Genomic DNA, 18049 nt, shown 5'->3' with positions numbered 1-18049 from the left:
GGATTCAGGAAAGTCAGGCAGAGATGGGCGAGACGAGCACTCCCGACCCCGTGCAGGAGCTTGCGGAGTTCGCCAAGGATCGGCGTTTCGCCACGGTGATGGCCGACCCGCCCTGGCGGTTCGTCAACCGCACCGGCAAGATGGCGCCCGAGCATCGCCGCCTGTCCCGCTACGGCACCATGACGGTGGAGGAGATCTGCGCGCTGCCCGTCGCCGACATCCTGGCGCCGACCGCGCATCTCTACCTGTGGGTGCCCAACGCCCTGCTGCCCGAGGGGTTGCAGGTCATGAACGCCTGGGGGTTCGAGTACAAGACCAACATCGTCTGGCACAAGGTGCGCAAGGACGGTGGGTCCGACGGGCGCGGGGTGGGCTTTTACTTCCGCAACGTGACGGAACTGATCCTGTTCGGCGTGCGCGGCAAGAACGCCCGCACGCTGGCCCCCGGCCGCACGCAGGTGAACTATCTCGGCACCCGCAAGCGTGAGCATTCCCGCAAGCCCGACGAGCAGTATGAGTTGATCGAGGCGTGCAGCCCCGGCCCCTATCTGGAGCTGTTCGCCCGCGGCGCCCGCCCGAACTGGGCTGTCTGGGGCAACCAGGCCGACGACAGCTACGAGCCGACCTGGAAGACCTACGCCTACAACTCCGCCGCCGACCGGGACGCAACCGTGGATTGAGCGGAAGATTGAGGAGGGGTCACCCCTCCTCGGACTCGGCCGCCGGACCGTCGCCGACCTCGAACTTGGCCTGGCGGATGACCGGATGTTCCCGCTTCCACTCTTCGAAGTCGGAGACGAGCGCCGGTTTGATGCCCAGCACCAGGATTGGGCAGCCGCCGCTGCGCCCGGCGTTCAGGCGGTAGAGCAGCTTCGGCATCCAGGTGGTGCTGGCGCCGTACTTGTTGTGAAAGTCCTTCATGTCGACGCGGCGGGCGATGTCCTGGAACAGGGGCACCAGCTCCGCGCTGCGCGTCAGCAGCACGCCGGCGCTGACCACGCCGCATTCGTAGAAGGTCCGCGCGGCGTAGAGGTCGCGGTCGAAGGTCTGGTCCTTGCTGTTCCACTCCATGTCGAAGGACACGCGGCCCTTCACGAAGTCGATCTTGTGCCCGTCGATGAAGCGCTCGATCTTGAACAGTTCGTCGTGCTGGCGGGTGGCGGGCCCCTTGCGGCGGGCGCCGTTCTCGGCGCGCGGCTCCTGCACCGTGATGATCTTGCGGATGAAGAGGTCGCCCTGGATCCGCGTCTCGTTCCAGCCGAGCGGGTTGAGCAGATCCTCCATGTTCTTGGCGATCCGCGACTTGTTGCCGCCGGAGGTGACGATCTCCTCCGTCCGGATGCGGAACGCCATCAGCGTGCCGATGATCTCGTCGAACTCGTCCCGGCAGGCGTGGGCCAGGATGCGGGCGGCGTTGCGAAAGCTGTGGACCTCGTACAGCGCGTGAAACTCGGGCGGGAACAGGTCCGCCACGTCGGGGTCGATGGCCGAGATGATCGGGGCCGCGTCGTGGGTGCAGGCGAAGAGGTCGGACATGAGGGCGAGGCGCTGGAAAAGAGACCCGCGCCTACACCACGCAGGCGCCATACCCCCAACTGTAGGGAACCGGACCGGAAAAGGCCACCACGTCCCCGTCCTCCAGCACGCGGCCGGTCTCCACCGGCACGCCCAGCTTCGGCGTCACGTCGCGGCCGTTGACCATGACGAGGAAGATCTCCCGCTCCGGCAGGCCCAGCCGGCGGACCACGTCGCCCACCGTGGCGCCGACGGGCAGTTCGACGGCGCTGCGCGGCGGCACGGTCGGGCAGGCCTTGACCATGGAGTTGAACAGGCGGACCTCGACCCCGATGGACGCGCCCTGGGAGTTGTGGCCGATGCCGGCGTTGCCGTCCGTGGTCATGCCGATTTCGGTCTGCATAGGGGCGCTCCCGTTTCCGATGGTTGTCGTGCTTCTGGGTTCGACAGTCTGGGCGGGGCGAAGGCGCGCATCCTTGACCGGGATCAAGCTCCGCGGCGCGCGCACGGTTGTGTTTCCGCTGTGCTCTTCTGTTCACAGGAACAACGCCTGTGATATCTTCCCGCGCGCGAATTTTCCCCCTGCGCCAGAGGCCGGGGGTTGAGTTGGCCGGGGGTTGAGTTTCGGCTCGGAGGGTTTGGGATGAGCGACGAGTTTCTTTTCGCCGACGATGAGCCTGGCGCAGAGATCGAGCCGGCCGCGGCGAAGGAGCCGGCGCCCGAACCGGCCGAACCCTGGGTCATCCTGATCGTCGACGACGACCCCGCGATCCACGCGACCACGAAGATGGTTCTGCGCGGCTTCGCCTTCGAAGGGCGTCCGGCGCAGTTCCTGTCCGCCGGCACGGCGGCGGAGGCACGCACCTTGCTGCAGCAGAACCCGGCGATCGCCGTGGTGCTGCTCGACGTGGTGATGGAATCGGACGACGCCGGCCTGCGGCTGGTGCACTTCATCCGCAGCGAGCTGAACAACCGCCGCGTCCGCATCATCCTGCGCACCGGCCAGCCGGGGCAGGCGCCGGAACGCGACGTCATCCTGAACTACGACATCAACGACTACAAATCGAAGACCGAACTGACGGCGCAGAAGCTGTTCACCTCGGTCGTCGCGGCATTGCGCGGCTATCAGGACATCACCGCCATCGAGGAGCATCGGAAGGGGCTGGAGCGTATCCTCGATGCCTCCTCCGCGCTGCTCGACAAGCGCACCATGGCGGAGTTCGTCAGCGGCGCCGTGGCGAAGATCGCGGAGATCGGTCCGCCCTGCGACGGCTTCGCCCTGTGCAGCCGCCTCGCCCAGGGGGGCGAGGGGGACGGGGCCGGTGCGCGAGAGGCGCTGGTGCTGGGCGGCGGAGGGATCCACGCGGGCAGCGAGGGCAAGCCGGTGCGCGCCGCGCTGCCGGCGGAGGCCGCCGACGCGATCGCGGAGGCGCTGGCCGACGCGCGCAGCCGGTACGAACGCACGCACAGCCTGCTTCTGTTCCGCTCCGCCTCGCGCCAGCACGACACGGTCTTCTACTTCAGCCACCGCCGCCCGCTGACCGAGGACGAGCGGCGGCTGCTGGAGGTGTTCTGCTCCAAGGTCGCGGTCGGCTTCGACAACGTGCATCTGTACGAGGAGCTGACCACGCTGAACCGCAACCTGGAAAGCCAGGTGACGGACCGCACGCGCGAGCTGGTCGCGGCGACCGAGGCGGCGGAAACCGCCCGCGCCGAGGCGGAGGCCGCCAACCAGGCCAAGTCGCTGTTCCTGGCGACCATGAGCCACGAGATCCGCACGCCGATGAACGGCGTCCAGGGCATGCTGGAACTGCTGGAGTTCACGCCGCTCTCGGCCGAACAGCGGGAACTGGTCACCGTGGTCCGCGATTCCGCCGGGGCGCTTCTGACCATCATCAACGACATCCTGGACTTCTCCAAGATCGAGGCCGGGCGCCTGGATCTGGAGCGCGTGCCGGTGTCGCTGTCGGCGGTGGTGGAAGGCGTGGCCGACACGCTGGCCCCCGGCGCCCGCAAGAAGGACCTGTCGCTGATCACCTTCGTGGACCCGGACCTGCCGGCCGTGGTGATGGGCGATTCGGTGCGCATCCGGCAGGTGCTGTTCAACATCGCCGGCAACGCCGTGAAGTTCACCCCCTCCGGCTCCGTCAAGATCCGGGCGGAGCTGGCGCGGTTCGAGGATGGCAAGGCCACCATCCGCATCAGCGTCAAGGACACCGGCATCGGCATCTCCAGGGAGGCGCAGGAGCGGCTGTTCCGCCCCTTCACCCAAGCGGAGGCCTCGACGACGCGGCGCTTCGGCGGAACGGGTCTCGGCCTGTCGATCTGCCGCCGTCTGGCCGAGCTGATGGGGGGCGAGATCGGGGTGGCGAGCGAGCCGGGGCAGGGCGCCACCTTCTGGTTCACCTTCAACGCCGACCTGGCGTCGGAAGCCGATCTGGCGGAGGCCGCCACCCCGGTGCAGCCGCTGGGCGGCGTGTCGGTGCTGCTGCTGGCGTCCGACACCGAGGAGCGGCAGTTCCTCGCCCGCTATCTGAACACCGACGGCGCCTTGCTGGTGGACGCGCCCGACGCCGAGACGGGGCTGAGGTCGCTGCTGCCCGGCACGGCCTGCGACGTGGTGGTCGCCACGTCGGAGGTGGATTTGGCCCCGCTGGCGATCGACCCGCGGGGGGCGGTGCGCGGGTGCGTGGTGCTGACCCGGCAGGTGGAAGGCCAGGGGGCGGCCCGGGGGGAGGGGCAGACGCCGAACGGGCCGGTCCCGGTGGCGCGCCCGGTGCGCCGCGCGCATCTGACCCGCGCGGTGCTGGCCGCCATCGGCCGGGCCGTGGCCGACGATGTCGCTGCCGAGCAGCCAAAGGCGCCGTCGACGGCACCGAACGCCGCCCCGTCTGTGGAGGCGGCGTTGGCCGCCGGCCGCCTGATCCTGGTGGCGGAGGACCATCCGACCAACCGGCAGGTGATCCAGCGGCAGCTCGGCCTGCTCGGCCACACGGCGGAAATGGCGGAGGACGGCGTCCAGGCGCTGGAGCGCTGGCGCAACCGCCCCTACGCCTTGCTGCTGACCGACTGCCAGATGCCGGAGATGGACGGCTTCGAGCTGACCCGCAACATCCGGGCGGAGGAAGCGGCGGCCGGACGGCCGCGCCTGCCCATCGTCGCAATCACCGCCAACGCCATGGAAGGCGAGGCGCAGAAGTGCCTGGCCGCCGGAATGGACGCCAGCATTTCCAAGCCGTTGGAGATCGGCCAACTCCGCCGTGTCCTGGACCGCTATCTGCCGTCGGCTGGTGAACCGGGGAGCGCGGATGCCGGCACGGCGTCCGCCCCCGCGGCGGCATCGCCGTCCGCACCGGCCGGTTCCGACCAGCCGCCGATCGACGTGGGGGCGCTGTCCACCCTGTTCGACGGCGACGCGGAGTTCGTGGCGCAGCTTCTGGACGAGTTCGTCACCTCCAACAGCGTGACGCGGGAACGTCTGGTCAAGGCGTTCGAGGAGCAGTCCTGGGACGAGGTGCGGCAGGCAGCCCACAAGCTCGCCGGTTCCTCCCGCACGGTCGGCGCCCGCGACCTCGCGGCGGTGGGCGACGCCATCGAGCTGGCCTGCGTGGACAAACGGTTCGATGGGATCGGCGAACTGGTCGCCCGCACCGGTCCTGAACTGGCGCGCGTGGCCGATTTCGTGAAGGGGTTGGCGGGCGCGTAGGTTGGGTTAAGGCGCAGCCGCAACCCAACACCTTCGCCACGCGAGGCCTGTTGGGTTTCGCTGACGCTCAACCCAACCTACGGAATTCCCACTGTGGAATTTCCGTGTTTCTACGCCGCGAGCGGCCTCAGGCCCCGCTCGCGCATCAGGGCGGCCAGCCGCTGCTCGAAGGCCGTACGCGCCGCGTCGGTCAAGTCGAACCGCACGTGGCAGTGGGTGTGCTCCACCTCGATGACGCGCGCGGGCAGGGGGGAGCCGAAGCCGTCGATGTGCAGCGTCGCGCGCGCTCCGGCTACGGCGTCGTTCCACCCCTCAAGCGCGGCGCCGCCGACGGACAGGTTGCGCAGGCGGCCGGAGCGGTCGCCCGACGGGGTTTCGATCCGCACGCGCAGGTCGGCCTCATAACGGGGCTGCCGGCGGCGGTCCACCTCGGTCATGGAGGTGCGGACGACCCGGATCAGGACGCTGCGCAGGTCGTCGATGCCCTGCGAGACCTCGTCGGCGACGACGCGCACCTCGTCCGCGCGGTTGCCGGTGGCGCCGGCCTCGCGCGAGACCTCGGCGATGCGGCTCGACACCTCCTGCGCGGCCGACGCCGTGTCGTTGACGTTGCGGCTGATTTCCTGCGTGGCGGCGGCCTGTTCCTCCATCGCGGCGGCGATGGCGGCGGCGACGTGGTCCACCTCGGTGATGCTGCCGGTGATGGTGCCGACGGCGGAGACCGCGCTGTCCGTGACCGCCTGGATGTCGGCGATCTGCTGGGCGATCTCCTCGGTGGCCTTGGCGGTCTGGTTCGCGAGGTTCTTCACCTCCGACGCGACGACCGCGAAGCCCTTGCCGGCCTCGCCCGCACGGGCCGCTTCGATGGTGGCGTTCAGCGCCAGCAGGTTGGTCTGGCTGGCGATGTTCTGGATCAGCAGGGCCACGTCGCCGATGCGGGTGACCGCGTTCGACAGGGATTCGATGGTGGCGCGCGCCTCCCCGCCGCTGTCCACGGCGCGGCGCGTGATCGCGCTGGCTTGGGCGACCTGGGTGCCGATCTCGCGGATGGAGGAGGCCAGCTCGTCGGTCGCCGAGGCGACGGTCTGGGCGTTGCGGAGCGCCTGCTCCGCGGCGGCGGCCACGGACTGGCTGTTCAGGCCGACCGCCCCGGCGGACTGGGCCATCGCCCCGGCGTTCGTCTCCATGCGCTGGGTGCGTTCGGCGACCCGGTCGACGGCGTTGCGGGTCTCGCGCTCGACGGTCGCGGCCATGCTCTCCAGGGCGGCGCGCTTGGCGGCTTCGGCCTGCTCGCGCTGGCGCTCCTGGTCGGCGTGCATCGTCTGGTTCTCAAGGCCATTGGCCTTGAAGACCTCCACCGCGCGGGCCATCTCGCCGATCTCGTCCCGGCTGGCGGCACGCGGCACGGACAGGGCGTAGTCGCCGCCGGACATGCGCTTCATGACGGCGGTCAGGTCCCCGATGGGCCGCACCACGCGCCCGATCACCACGACGATTCCGATCAACACCATGCCGGCCCCGATGGCGAGCAGCAGCCAGGAGGTCAGCCGCGCGGCTTCGTAGTCTTTCCGCGCCTCGGCATAGCTTTCGCCCGCCACGCGGACCTGCAGGTCGATCAGGCTGCCGATGCGGTCGGTGACGGGGTCGATGGTCTGGTACAGCTCCTTGCGGACGAAGGCGTCGAGGCCGGCGGCGTCCTTGGCGCGCAGGATGCGGGTCAGCCGGTCCACCGCCTCGTCCGCCTTGGTCATCAGGGGCTTGATCTGCTCGACCAGCTTGACTTCCTCATCCACGAGGAAGGTGGCGAGATAAGCCTTCCAGCGCGCGCGGATGTCGCCCCTGGCTTTCTCCACCGACGTCAGGCTCTCGTCCCACGAGAAATTGCCGTTGCGGGCCTTGTGGGAGGCATCGACGATGTAGACGGCGTAGGCGTCGGAAATGACCTTCAGGTCGCGCAACGGAACGACGCGATCCTCATAGACGGACCGCAGGCCGGCGTCCGCGTTGTGCAGCGCCCGCAGGCCGATCAGGTCGCTGAGCGCGAGAAGACCACCGAGAAGTGCGAGGACGGACAGAAGAACAGCCTTGATCGTGATCCGCATCGAAGAAATCCCCTTCCGCGCGACGGGGTGGCCGTCGCTCAACCGGCACACAGTCGGCGGGGAGGATAATTCGAATGCGCTCGAAAATCCCTAAAAAATGTAAGTTTTGTGACAGGGCTTGCCGCATGTCCTTCGGGCGGCCGGCGACAGGGTCGCGTGCCGGCCGCCCGTGCCTCTCAGTGGACCTTCACCTCGTTGCCGCGGTCCTTGCGGTAGACGTGCACGTGATAGGCCGCCATCGGGTTGCTCTCGACATAGTCGATCAGGCGGCGTTCCAAGTCCGGCGTGGCGTTGCGGATCAGCATCTGCCAGGCGGGCTCCATGGTCGCGCGCCGGGTCTCGTCGTGCGGCAGCATGATGAAGCCGGCCCACTCCGGGCGAAAGTCGGCCAGATAGCTTTCCGCGTAGTGCCGCATCATGGCCGCGTCGTTGACGCTCACGGTTTCCATATTTTCGAAGCAGACACGAAGCTGCATGTCCCGTCTCCCTCGCGCAGGCGATGTCCTTTGCAACGGATATGAGCGTGAAGGAGGAGCGTCGCCACTATCCGATGGATATGGGACCCAGCCAAAGGGCATGAAGAAACCCCCTTTCCCGCGCGAGGGAAAGGGGGCTCCAAGTCATTGGCGGATAGGAGAGGGACCCGGCCACCGGGCCTTTCGCGGCGATGCACCGCGTCCGGCATAGTCTGGAACAGACCCGGCGGCTGTCCTCAACCGAACTTATAACTGATGCCGTATCCGCCGCGCGGGTAGTCCCACAGAATATTTTCCTTGTCCTGGCAGATGACGCGGCAGGTGCCGCATTCCAGGCAGCCGTCGGTGACCAGCGTGACCGAGCCCGCGTCGTTCTTCGAATAGCAGGCGGCCGGGCAGCAGAAGGTGCAGGCCTGCGATTGGCAGGTCTTGCACTCCGCCTCGCTCCGGATCTGGATGTGCGGGCGGCCGTCGTCGACGATGTAGCGGTTCTGGTACAGCTTCTCTTCGATCTTGACGATGATGCTCATCGCACGGCCCTCACCAGCTTGATTGCGTCGCCGACCAGCCCGAGAACCGAGCGCTTCTTGACGAAGGACTTCATGATCTCCTTTTCCTTCGTCCGCTTGTCGACGCTGTCCACGGTGAACCAGTTGTGGGCGGCGGCGGTCAGCGTGTCGGGATAGGCGCCGAAGAACTGCTTGTTCTCGTGCATGATGCCCGGCAGGTTCCGGTACTTCTTCAGGTCCTTCATGACGAAGCTCTCATCAAGCTTCGACTTGTAGGCGGCGAGGTTGGCGGCGCTGTAGTCCTTGCCGGCCTGCTTCAGCTCGATCACCGTCTCCGCCGCCATGCGGCCGGACGCCATGGCGAGGTTGGAGCCCTCGCGGTGGGCGGCGTTGTTGAAATGGGCGGCGTCGCCGACCACCATCCAGCCGTCGCCGTAGAGCTGCGGAACCGCCTTGTAGCCGCCTTCCGGGATCATGTGGGCGGCGTATTCCTTCATCTCCGCGCCCTCGATCAGGGGCTTGATGACGGGGTGGTTCTTCAGATCCTCCAGCATCTTGTACGGCGGGCAGGAGCCGTGCTTGAAGTCCGAGATCAGGCAGCCGATGCCGATGGTCAGCGATTCCTTGTTCGTGTACAGGAACGCCGTGCCGACCATGCCCTTGGTCACCTTGCCCATGATCTCGATGACCACGCCCTCGTCGCCCTTCAGGCCGAAGCGCTGCTGGATCAGCTCGGGATCGATGAACAGGATTTCCTTGACGGCCAGCGCCACGTTCTCCGGCGCCAGTTCCTGCTGGTAGCCGGCGCGCTTGGCCAGCAGCGCGTTCACGCCGTCGGCCATGATGACCACGTCGGCGTGGATCTCCCCGCCCTCGCGGTCGGTGCGCACGCCGATCACCTTGCCCGACGCGTCGCGGATCAGCTCCGTCACCGTGGTCTCGCAGATCTGCAGGCCGCCGGCCTCGCGGATCTTCTCGGAGAACCACTTGTCGATGTTGGCGCGGATGATTGTGTAGCGGTTCGGCGTCTCGGTGTTGAAGGCGTCCGACCGGTAGTTGGTGCCGATGTAGTTGTCGTCGCCCAGCAGCCAGATGCGCTGTTCGATGATGTGGCGCTCGGTCGGGCAGTCCTCCCGGAAGTCCGGGATGATCTTCTCCAGCTCGTGGGCGTACATGATGCCGCCCTGGACGTTCTTGGCGCCGGGATACTCGCCGCGCTCGATCTGCAGCACGTTGAGGCCCTGCTTGGCCAGCGTGTAGGTCGCCGCGTTGCCGGACGGGCCGGCACCGATGACGATGGCGTCGAACTTTTCGACCATGGTCTTTGGGCTCCTTATCGTCCGGAAATCAGCCGGCCAGCCGGTTGACCGACAGGCGCTTGCCGAAGGCGTCGGTCAGGGCGGGCAGGATGGTCAGCGCGTCGCCGACCAGCCCCAGATGGGCGAAGTCGAAGATCGGCGCGTTGGCGTCGGTGTTGATCGCCAGGATCAGGTCGGACTTCTCCATGCCGACGCGATGCTGGATCGCGCCGGAGATGCCGGCGGCGATGTACAGCTTCGGGCGCACGGTCTTGCCGGTCTGCCCGACCTGCCGGTCGTTCGTGGTCCAGCCGGCCTGCACCAGCGGGCGCGTCACGCCCACCTCGGCGCCCAGCACCTTGGCGAGGTCGAAGGCCAGCTTCAGGTTTTCCGGCTTGCCCAGGCCCTTGCCCGCCGCGACGATGATGTCGGCGTAGGCGAGCTGCGCCTCGTTCTGCTCGCGGTCGGCGATGAAGCTCAGCACCTTGGTGATGACGTCGTCCTCGCGCAGGCTCGGGAACACCTCCACCACGCGGCCGGTGCGGCTGTCGTCGCGATCCGGCATGGACATGACGCGCGGGCGCACGGTCGCCATCTGCGGACGGTAGGCCAGCGTCTGGATGGTGCAGAGCAGCGTGCCGCCGAAGGTCGGGCGCGTGGCCGCCAGCGAGCGGTTGTCCATGTAGATGTCGAGTTCGGTGCAGTCGGCGGTCAGGCCGGTCGCCAGGGTGGTGGCGATGGCGCCCGCCAGGTCGCGGCCCAGCGTGGTGGCGCCCAGCAGCACGATCTCCGGCTTGTAGGTGTTGACCACGTCGGTCATCACCCGGCAGTACGGGTCGGTGCGGTAGTCGGCCAGCGCGGGGTCGGCAACCTTGTAGACCACGTCGGCGCCGTAGGTGAAGGCGTCGGCGCAGATCGCGTTCAGCGCGGGGCTGTCGGCGCCCAGCACCACGGCGCCGACCTCGACGCCCAGCTTGTCGGCGAGCTTGCGGGCTTCGCCCACCAGCTCCCACGACACGGAATGGACCGCACCGCGCTCCTGCTCCACGATCACCCAGATGCCCTTGTATTCCTTCAGGTGCTCGGGGAGCTGGAACTTGCGTCCCTGCGGCTTGCTTGGTTCGCTCATCGACGGATACTCCGGCGTGTGTTCAGGGGACGGCGCGTCACAGCCCGGCGGCAGCGCGGGCGAGCAGCTCGTCGGCGAGTTTCGGCTGGGCGCCGAAGATGGCGTCCACGGCGGCGGCGGCCTGCGCCTGCGCGCTGGTGTCGCCCGCCCCGTCCGGAAGAGTGATCATCTGGGCCTTTTCGGCGCGCGGCTTCGGCACGAAGACCTTCGACACCACGGTGGGCGAGCCCTTCAGCCCGACCTTCGTCTCGTCGGCGCCGGTGGTGTCCTTGCTCCAGGTCTTCAGGCCGTAGCGGGCGGCCCGGAACATGTCGTCCATCTTGCCGAAGCGGATGGAGTTCGTGCCCTCCAGCATCGTGATCATGCAGGGCAGTTTGGTCTTCAGCACCTGCACGCCGCCTTCCGCGCGGCGGTGCACGACGATTTCCTTCGCCGCCTCGTCGATCGCCTCGATCTTCGCGATGTAGGTCAGCTGCTGGAAGCCCAGCCGCGTCGCGATGCCGGGGCCGACCTGGGCGGTGTCGCCGTCGACCGTCTGCTTGCCGCAGAAGACCAGATCGACCGGCTGCTCCTCCGACAGTTTCCTGATCGCGGAGGTCAGCGCGTAGGACGTCGCCAGCGTGTCCGAACCCGCGAACTTGCGGTCGGTCAGCAGGACCGCGTCGTCGGCGCCCAGCGACAGCGCCTTGCGCAGGGACGTTTCGGCCATCGGCGGCCCCATGGTCAGGACGGTGACGCGCGCGCCGGTCCGGTCCTTGATCCGCAGCGCCTCCTCCAGCGAGAAGAGGTCGAAGGGGTTGATGATGGCCGGGACGCCCTGACGCATGATCGTGTTCGTCACGGGGTGGATGCGAATCTGGGCGCTGTCGGGCACCTGCTTGATACAGACAACGATGTGCATCCCGGTCTCCTAGCTGTCCGCCGCTCGTCCACCGGAGCGGCGATGGTCTTACCAGCAAGCCCCGTGCCAGCTTTGTGCAAGTGCGGTAGAGTATTGATATTGCGTGATATTTGGCGCGATGTGCGGCTTGTCGCAAAGACGACAAACGAATCCGATGTCGGCTTCGTTACAGCGGGGGCATCGCCCGCCATTGCCCAAAAAAGAAACCGCCGCCCGGAGGAACGGGCGGCGGTTCAATGTGGTGGCAGGTTTAAATCCCCTCTCCCGCCGGAGGCGGGCGAGGGGATTTGAGGCAACCTTCTGGTCAGGGCACCGGCAACAAGGCCTCCAGCGGGACGAAGCGGTCGGCCATCTTGCGCGCTTCCTCCTTGTGGACCTTGAAGGTCTTCTCGGCGATGGCGTTGGACACCACGAAGTCGTGATAGGCGCGTTCCAGGTGCGCGCGGTAGCGGGCGGCCATGCCCTCGTCGTCCAGGGACTCAAGGCCGGTGTCGGCGGCCAGATAGTCGTGAAAGCGTTGCAGGATGTGCAGGCGGTTCACGTTGACCACGCGCTGTTCGTAGGTGACGCCGAGGAAGCGCAGGAAGTCCTCCGCGGTCTCCAGATCCTCCAGATCGTCCTTGAAGCTCATGGCGGGGGTCCTTTCCCTTCAGATGACGTAATGATCGGCGAGGCTGTCGGCGGTCCCGCCGCAGCCTTCCTGGTCGCACTGGTTGCCGCAGGCGGCGCAGGCCACGCCGTCCAGGGCGATGTCGCTGAGCGGTGTGAGGCGCGCGGCCTCGGCAGCCGTGTGGGCCTCCAGCCGGGCCTCGATCCGGTTGATGTGGTCGATCAGGCAGGCGATCGCCTTGCCGACCGGGTCCGGCATCAGGTGGTGATCCAGGTCGATGCCGTGGGCGGCCAGATGGCGCTGAGTGTCGGGGCGGACGACGCGGCCGGGGATGCCGACCACCGTCATGCCGTCCGGCACGTCCTTGGTGACGACCGAGTTGGCGCCGACGCGTCCATTCTCGCCCACGGTGATCGGCCCGAGGATCTTGGCGCCGGAGCCCACCAGCACGCCGTCCTTCAGCGTCGGGTGGCGCTTGCCCTTGTTCCAGGAGGTGCCGCCCAGCGTCACCCCGTGGTAGAGCGTCACGTCGTTGCCGATCTCCGCCGTCTCGCCGATCACGACGCCGGCGCCGTGGTCGATGAAGAAGCGGCGGCCGATGGTCGCGCCGGGATGGATGTCGATGTTGGTGAAGGCGCGCGCCAGATAGGACAGGAACCGCGCCGGCCAGCGCAGGCCCCGCTTCCAGGCGGCGTTCGCCAGGCGATGGACGGCCAGCGCGTGGATGCCGGGGTAGCAGGTCAGCACGTCCAGCACGTTGCGCGCCGCCGGGTCACGGTCGAACACGCAGGCCACATCCTCGCGCAGCAAGCTCCAAAGGCCGGGATCTTTCATAGCGAGATCCGCCAAGGGAATATCCGGTTCGGTGTCGATGGCGGCCATGGCTGCATCCTCCGGTGGCTCTAGCGTCGGGCCGCGGCGTCGCGGTGGAAGGCGCGCAACTCGTCCGGCGTGGGCGCCCGTTTGGCGCGGGTGGCGAGCGCGCGGACCAGCGGCAGGACCGCCTGGGCCGTCGCGTCGTCGCAGGCCAGCCCGAGCTGCCCGCAGGCCATCTTCACCGCGGCCGTGCCGGAATGCTTGCCCAGCACGATGCGGTGCTCGCGCCCCACCTCGGCCGGGTCGAAATTCTGGTAGGTGGCGCGGTCGCGCAGCAGGCCGTCCACATGGATGCCGGCCTCGTGCGTGAAGACCGCGTCGCCGACGATGGACTTGTTGACCGCCACCGGCCGGTTCGACGCACGCTCCACAAGGTCCGAAATCGGACCGAGCATCCGCGTGTCCACGCCGGTGTCGAGCCCGTAGAGCACCTTCAGCGACACCACCACCTCCTCAAGCGGGGCGTTGCCGGCGCGCTCGCCCAGGCCGTTGACGGTGGTGTTGACGTGGGTCGCCCCGCCCAGCACGGCGGCCAGCGAGTTGGCGTTGGCAAGCCCCAGGTCGTCGTGGGAATGGATCTCGATCTCCAGGTCGGTGGCCCGGCGCAGCCTTTCGATGCAGGCGCGCGTCTGGAAGGGATCGAGCACGCCCAGCGTGTCGGCGAAGCGGAAGCGGCGGGCACCGGCGTCTTGCGCGACCGTCGCAGCGGCGATCAGGAAGTCCATGTCGGCGCGCGACGAGTCCTCGCCCCCCAGGCTGACCTCCAGCCCATGGTCGCGCGCCTGCTTGACCTTGCGCTCGATCTCGGCGAGCGCCCAGGCGCGGCTGCGCTTCAGCTTCTTGGTGATGTGGATGTCGGAGACGGGCATCGACAGGTTGACGAAGCCGACGTTGCAGCTCAGCGCCGCTTTCAGGTCGGTGTCGTGCATGCGGCACCAGACCATCAGCCGGGCCTTCAGCCCCAGCGAGGCGACGGCGCGGATGCCTTCGCGCTCCTCCTCGCCCATGGCCGGGATGCCGACTTCCAGTTCCGGAACGCCGGCCTGGTCGAGGGCGCGGGCGATGGCGATCTTCTCGTCGAGCGTGAAGGCCACGCCGGCCGTCTGTTCCCCGTCGCGCAGCGTCGTGTCGTTGATGATGGCGGAACCGCTTCGCAGCATGGTCGTGCCCTCGGTGCAAGAGCGTCGCGATGGTGCCCCCTCCCTAACCCTCCCCCGCTGGCGCAGGGGAGGGGACTGCCGCCGCTCTGCCCCTTCCACCGCAAAGCGGGGGAGGGATGGGGAGGGGTCCGGGAGGTGTGTCGCAGACCGGGCCGGGGAACCTCGTCCCGGCGGGTGTCGTCGGGCGGGTTGCCGGGGCGAAGGCCCGGCCCGGCCTGCGATCTCGGTGTTAGGAATAGACCTCGTTACGAATAGACCGGTGCGAACTGCTTCTTGCCGCCCTCCTGCGCCCAGTAGGGCGACAGGGAGCGCAGCTTGGCGATGATGCCGGGGACCACCGCGATCACACGGTCGATCTCGTCCTCGGTCGTGTCGCGCGACAGGGAGAAGCGCGTGGCGCCGTGCGCGGCGGTGTAGGGCACGCCCATGGCGCGCATCACATGGCTCGGCTCCAGCGATCCCGAGGTGCAGGCCGAACCGGAGGACGCGGCGATGCCGGCCTCGTTCAGCAGCAGCAGGATGGCCTCGCCCTCAATGTATTCGAAGGCGATGTTGCAGGTGTTGGGCAGCCGGTTGTCCGGGTTGCCGGTAACGAAGCAGGCGGGAACGGCGGCCAGGATTGCCTTTTCCAGCTTGTCGCGCAGCGCCTTCACCCGGGTGTTCTCGTCGTTCATGTGGAACAGCGCGAGCTGCGCCGCCGCCCCCAGACCGACGATGCCCGGCGCGTTCTCCGTGCCGGCCCGGCGCGAGCGCTCCTGGTGGCCGCCGCGCAGCATCGGGCGGAAGCGAAGGCCGCGCTTCACGTAGAGCGCGCCGATGCCCTTGGGCGCGTGCAGCTTGTGGCCGGACAGCGACAGCATGTCGATGGCGCTGTCGGCGAGCTTCATCGGAATCTTGCCGACCGCCTGCACCGCGTCGGTGTGGAACACCGCACCCACGGCCTTGGCAAGCTTCGCCAGCTCCTCGATCGGGAAGATCGTCCCCGTCTCGTTGTTGGCCCACATGATGGAGACGATGGCGACGTCCTCGGTCAGTGCCGCTTTGTAGGCGTCGAGGTCCAGGTTGCCCTTGCCGTCCACGCCGATGCGGTGGACGGTGTAGCCGCGCTTCTTCTCCAGATAGTCGCACAGCGCCAGGACGGCGGGGTGTTCGACCACGCTGGTGACGATGCTGCGCTTTTTCGGGTAGGCCTCCAGCGCCGACAGGATCGCGGTGTTGTCGCTTTCCGTGCCGCCGGAGGTGAAGACGATCTCGCTGTCGTGGCCAGCGCCCAGCAGGGCCTGGACCTGCTTGCGCGCCCATTCGATCTTGCCGCCGACTGCCGCGCCGAAGGCGTGCATGGAGGAGGGGTTGCCGAACTGCTCCGTGAAGAGCGGCAGCATCTCCTTCAGGATTTCCGGATCGACGCGCGTCGTGGCGTTGTTGTCGAGGTAGATGCCTTGTTGGGAAATGGGCTGCGTCATGGCGTTACGCTCCCGCCGGCATGAGGGAGGCGGGCTTGACGCGGACGAACTCGCCCAGCGCCTCGACCAGCTTGGCCTGCACGCCCATCATGGTGCCGGCCGACTGCGAGCATCCGGAGCAGGCGCCGGTCAGGCGGACGTAGATGTCCTTGCCGTCGATGTCCACCAGCTCCACGTCGCCGCCGTCGCGCTGGATCTGCGGGCGCAGTTCCTCAATGGCGACCATGATCTTCTGCATGCGCTGCACGTTGGTGAGCTTCGGCGCGGCAACCGGGGCTTCGGCCTTCGGTTGCAGCGGCTTGATCGCGTCGAGGCCGACGGTGCCCGGCGGGTGCGCCTTGGGGGCAGCCAGCGCGCCGGTTTTGGCGAGCACCGCCTCCAGCACCTCCTCGATCTTCTCGTGGCAGGTCTGGCAGGAGCCGCCGGCCTTGGTGTAGTGGGTGACCTCTTCCAGCGTGGTCAGGTTGTTCACGGTCACCGCGCGCTCGATCATCGCCGCGTCGATGCCGAAGCACTTGCAGACCAGCTCGCCTTCCTCGTGGTCGTCGACCCACTCCTCGCCCTTGTAGTTGGCGATTGCGGCGCGCAGAGCCTCGGCGCCCATGACCGAGCAGTGCATCTTCTCCGGCGGCAGGCCGCCCAGATACTCCGCGATGTCGCGGTTGGTGACGACGAGCGCCTCGTCCACCGTCTTGCCGATGATCATCTCCGTCAGCGCCGACGAGGACGCGATGGCCGAGCCGCAGCCGAAGGTCTGGAACTTCGCCTCTTCGATGATCTGCGTGTCCGGGTTGACCTTCATCATCAGCTTCAGGGCGTCGCCGCAGGTGATCGACCCGACCTCGCCCACGGCGTTCGCCTCATCCAGCGCGCCGGCGTTCTTCGGGTTGAAGAAGTGTTCCTTGACCTTGTCGGTGTAGTTCCACATGACGCCTTGCCTTTCCCGCGTGACCGGGTGGGGGAGAGTGTTCGCTTCAAAGCGGATTTCGATCCGCTTAGGACCGCGACGGCGGGCCCGGACGCCCATGCGTCCGAAGCCCGGCCGGCGCGTGAGGCCGTTTGAATCTAAAGCGAACGGAAGTTCGCTTTAGTGCGTGGTGCCGCAGCCGGACGGGGACGCGGAGGCGCAGCTTCCGCCCGGTCCGGCCGAGAAGGACTTGCCGCAGCCGCAGGTGCTGGCCGCGTTCGGGTTGTCGAACTTGAATCCGGAGCCTTCGACCCCCTCGACGAAATCGACCACGACGCCGGTCAGGAAGGGCTGGCTGCTGGCATCCACGAAAATCTTCACGGCGCCGAATTCCAGAACCGCATCGTCCTCGCCGGCCTCGGCTTCCAGGCCCATCTGGTACTTCATCCCGGCGCAGCCGCCGTCGGCCACCGCGATGCGCAGTCCCGCGGCCGCGCCGCCGGACTTCGCCAGAACACGCTCCAGGGTGTTCACCGCCGCATCCGTCAGGGTCACCATGTCTGCCCCTCCAAAAGCTCCGTCGGACGTGCCGACCGATCCTGGCTGGGAAAAATGCAAACGGCGGGCCAACTCGTAAGGCGTTGAAAAAGAACGATTGTCAGGGATCGAGTGCTGGCGCGTTCCCGACAATTGTCGGTTCGACACCTTGTCAGGTTTGCGACACCTGCGACGAAAGGACGCATAAATAAAGTAGGGGCTTTCGTGAAAGCGGGTGGAGTCCCATACAAAAGTCGTCGGTCGGGCGGACTGTGGCGAACAACAACGGAAGGGGGCGGCGATGGACCGGCCGATCGAGTTGCGGGTTTCCGACGGGCGCATGGCCTTTGGCGACGTGCCGGAGCACATCGACGAGCGGCTGAGGGCGGCGGTGCAGTCCCGCGCCGAGCCGGCGGCCTGCGAGGCGCTGCTGTGGGAAGCGCACCGGATGGGGCCGCGCGTGCTGCCGGTCTTCTACGCGCTCTACAAATTCTACTTCAACCGCAAGCGGCTGGCGGATGCGGAGCGCGTGGCGCTGATCGGCCTGGAGGCCGCCGCGCAGGAGGGCGGCTTCCCCGCCGACTGGCACCGCATGCAGCCCGACAGCACCGACTGGACGAGGGAAGGGCCGCAGCGCTTCGCCCTGTTCACCCTGAAGGCGTTGGCCTTCATCAACCTGCGCCGTGAACGGCTGGCGGAGGCGCGGGCCATTCTCGCCAAGCTGGGGGAGATCGACCCGCTGGACCAGGTCGGCTACGGCGTGATCGCGTCGCTGGCGCGGGGCGTGATGGAGGAGTGAATGGGCGGACGGAGCGCATCCCGCACAGGCATGCGCCCCGTCCGGACCATACGTGGCCGAG

Annotated in this window: 17 protein-coding genes; 3 read left to right on the top strand and 14 right to left on the bottom strand. The window is 67.9% G+C overall.

The features are described from left to right. Positions 1-23 precede the first annotated feature (23 nt). On the top strand, positions 24-680 hold the full coding sequence (locus ACSVC7_RS18615) for an MT-A70 family methyltransferase (protein ID WP_448205710.1): 657 nt from the start codon (positions 24-26) through the stop codon (positions 678-680). 19 nt (positions 681-699) lie between these two features. On the opposite strand, the gene ACSVC7_RS18610 is transcribed toward ACSVC7_RS18615, so the two are convergent. Together ACSVC7_RS18610 and ACSVC7_RS18605 are read right to left on the bottom strand one after the other, a co-directional pair. After that, complete coding sequence (locus ACSVC7_RS18610; RefSeq protein ID WP_448205711.1) at positions 700-1536, bottom strand: BglII/BstYI family type II restriction endonuclease; 837 nt, start codon at positions 1534-1536, stop codon at positions 700-702. A 31-nt stretch (positions 1537-1567) separates the two neighbouring features. Beyond that, the gene (locus tag ACSVC7_RS18605) at positions 1568-1918 is read right to left on the bottom strand and encodes a MoaD/ThiS family protein (RefSeq protein ID WP_448205712.1); all 351 of its coding nucleotides are present in this window, start codon (positions 1916-1918) and stop codon (positions 1568-1570) included. A gap of 240 nt (positions 1919-2158) precedes the next feature. Here ACSVC7_RS18605 and ACSVC7_RS18600 point away from each other — a divergent pair, with 240 nt between their 5' ends. Further along, positions 2159-5221 (top strand): DUF3369 domain-containing protein, encoded by a 3063-nt coding sequence (locus ACSVC7_RS18600; protein WP_448205713.1) that lies wholly within the window; start codon positions 2159-2161, stop codon positions 5219-5221. A gap of 110 nt (positions 5222-5331) precedes the next feature. Here the strand turns inward: ACSVC7_RS18600 and ACSVC7_RS18595 are convergent, their stop codons facing one another. The 12 genes from ACSVC7_RS18595 to ACSVC7_RS18540 form a co-directional block, all read right to left on the bottom strand. Continuing rightward, on the bottom strand, positions 5332-7323 hold the full coding sequence (locus tag ACSVC7_RS18595) for a methyl-accepting chemotaxis protein (protein WP_448205714.1): 1992 nt from the start codon (positions 7321-7323) through the stop codon (positions 5332-5334). 176 nt (positions 7324-7499) lie between these two features. After that, the gene (locus tag ACSVC7_RS18590) at positions 7500-7799 is read right to left on the bottom strand and encodes a hypothetical protein (RefSeq protein ID WP_448205715.1); all 300 of its coding nucleotides are present in this window, start codon (positions 7797-7799) and stop codon (positions 7500-7502) included. Between the two features lie 236 nt (positions 7800-8035). Then, a complete protein-coding gene (locus ACSVC7_RS18585; protein ID WP_448205716.1) occupies positions 8036-8329 on the bottom strand; it encodes a ferredoxin family protein in 294 nt (97 codons plus the stop codon). Further along, positions 8326-9627 (bottom strand): FAD-dependent monooxygenase, encoded by a 1302-nt coding sequence (locus tag ACSVC7_RS18580; protein ID WP_448205717.1) that lies wholly within the window; start codon positions 9625-9627, stop codon positions 8326-8328. Before ACSVC7_RS18580 ends, ACSVC7_RS18585 begins: the two co-directional genes overlap by 4 nt. A gap of 28 nt (positions 9628-9655) precedes the next feature. After that, positions 9656-10735 (bottom strand): electron transfer flavoprotein subunit alpha/FixB family protein, encoded by a 1080-nt coding sequence (locus tag ACSVC7_RS18575; RefSeq protein WP_448205718.1) that lies wholly within the window; start codon positions 10733-10735, stop codon positions 9656-9658. A gap of 37 nt (positions 10736-10772) precedes the next feature. Beyond that, complete coding sequence (locus ACSVC7_RS18570; RefSeq protein WP_448205719.1) at positions 10773-11636, bottom strand: electron transfer flavoprotein subunit beta/FixA family protein; 864 nt, start codon at positions 11634-11636, stop codon at positions 10773-10775. Positions 11637-11940: 304 nt separating this feature from the next. Beyond that, positions 11941-12267 carry a nitrogenase-stabilizing/protective protein NifW gene (gene nifW / locus ACSVC7_RS18565; RefSeq protein WP_448205720.1) on the bottom strand — a complete coding sequence of 109 codons (327 nt, stop codon included), beginning with the start codon at positions 12265-12267 and terminating at the stop codon, positions 11941-11943. Between the two features lie 18 nt (positions 12268-12285). Further along, the gene (gene cysE / locus ACSVC7_RS18560) at positions 12286-13128 is read right to left on the bottom strand and encodes a serine O-acetyltransferase (RefSeq protein ID WP_448205721.1); all 843 of its coding nucleotides are present in this window, start codon (positions 13126-13128) and stop codon (positions 12286-12288) included. Between the two features lie 20 nt (positions 13129-13148). Then, the gene (gene nifV / locus ACSVC7_RS18555) at positions 13149-14282 is read right to left on the bottom strand and encodes a homocitrate synthase (protein ID WP_448205722.1); all 1134 of its coding nucleotides are present in this window, start codon (positions 14280-14282) and stop codon (positions 13149-13151) included. A 245-nt stretch (positions 14283-14527) separates the two neighbouring features. Next, positions 14528-15745 carry a cysteine desulfurase NifS gene (gene nifS, locus ACSVC7_RS18550; RefSeq protein WP_448205723.1) on the bottom strand — a complete coding sequence of 406 codons (1218 nt, stop codon included), beginning with the start codon at positions 15743-15745 and terminating at the stop codon, positions 14528-14530. Positions 15746-15749: 4 nt separating this feature from the next. Further along, on the bottom strand, positions 15750-16673 hold the full coding sequence (nifU, locus tag ACSVC7_RS18545; protein WP_448205724.1) for a Fe-S cluster assembly protein NifU: 924 nt from the start codon (positions 16671-16673) through the stop codon (positions 15750-15752). A gap of 159 nt (positions 16674-16832) precedes the next feature. After that, positions 16833-17210 (bottom strand): HesB/IscA family protein, encoded by a 378-nt coding sequence (locus tag ACSVC7_RS18540; protein WP_448205725.1) that lies wholly within the window; start codon positions 17208-17210, stop codon positions 16833-16835. Between the two features lie 280 nt (positions 17211-17490). Between ACSVC7_RS18540 and ACSVC7_RS18535 the strand changes: the two genes are divergently transcribed. Continuing rightward, positions 17491-17988 (top strand): hypothetical protein, encoded by a 498-nt coding sequence (locus ACSVC7_RS18535; protein WP_448205726.1) that lies wholly within the window; start codon positions 17491-17493, stop codon positions 17986-17988. The last annotated feature ends 61 nt before the right edge of the window (positions 17989-18049 follow it).

It is taken from the genome of Azospirillum mesophilum (assembly GCF_053470405.2).
This window is presented reverse-complemented; position numbering and strand designations above follow the sequence as displayed.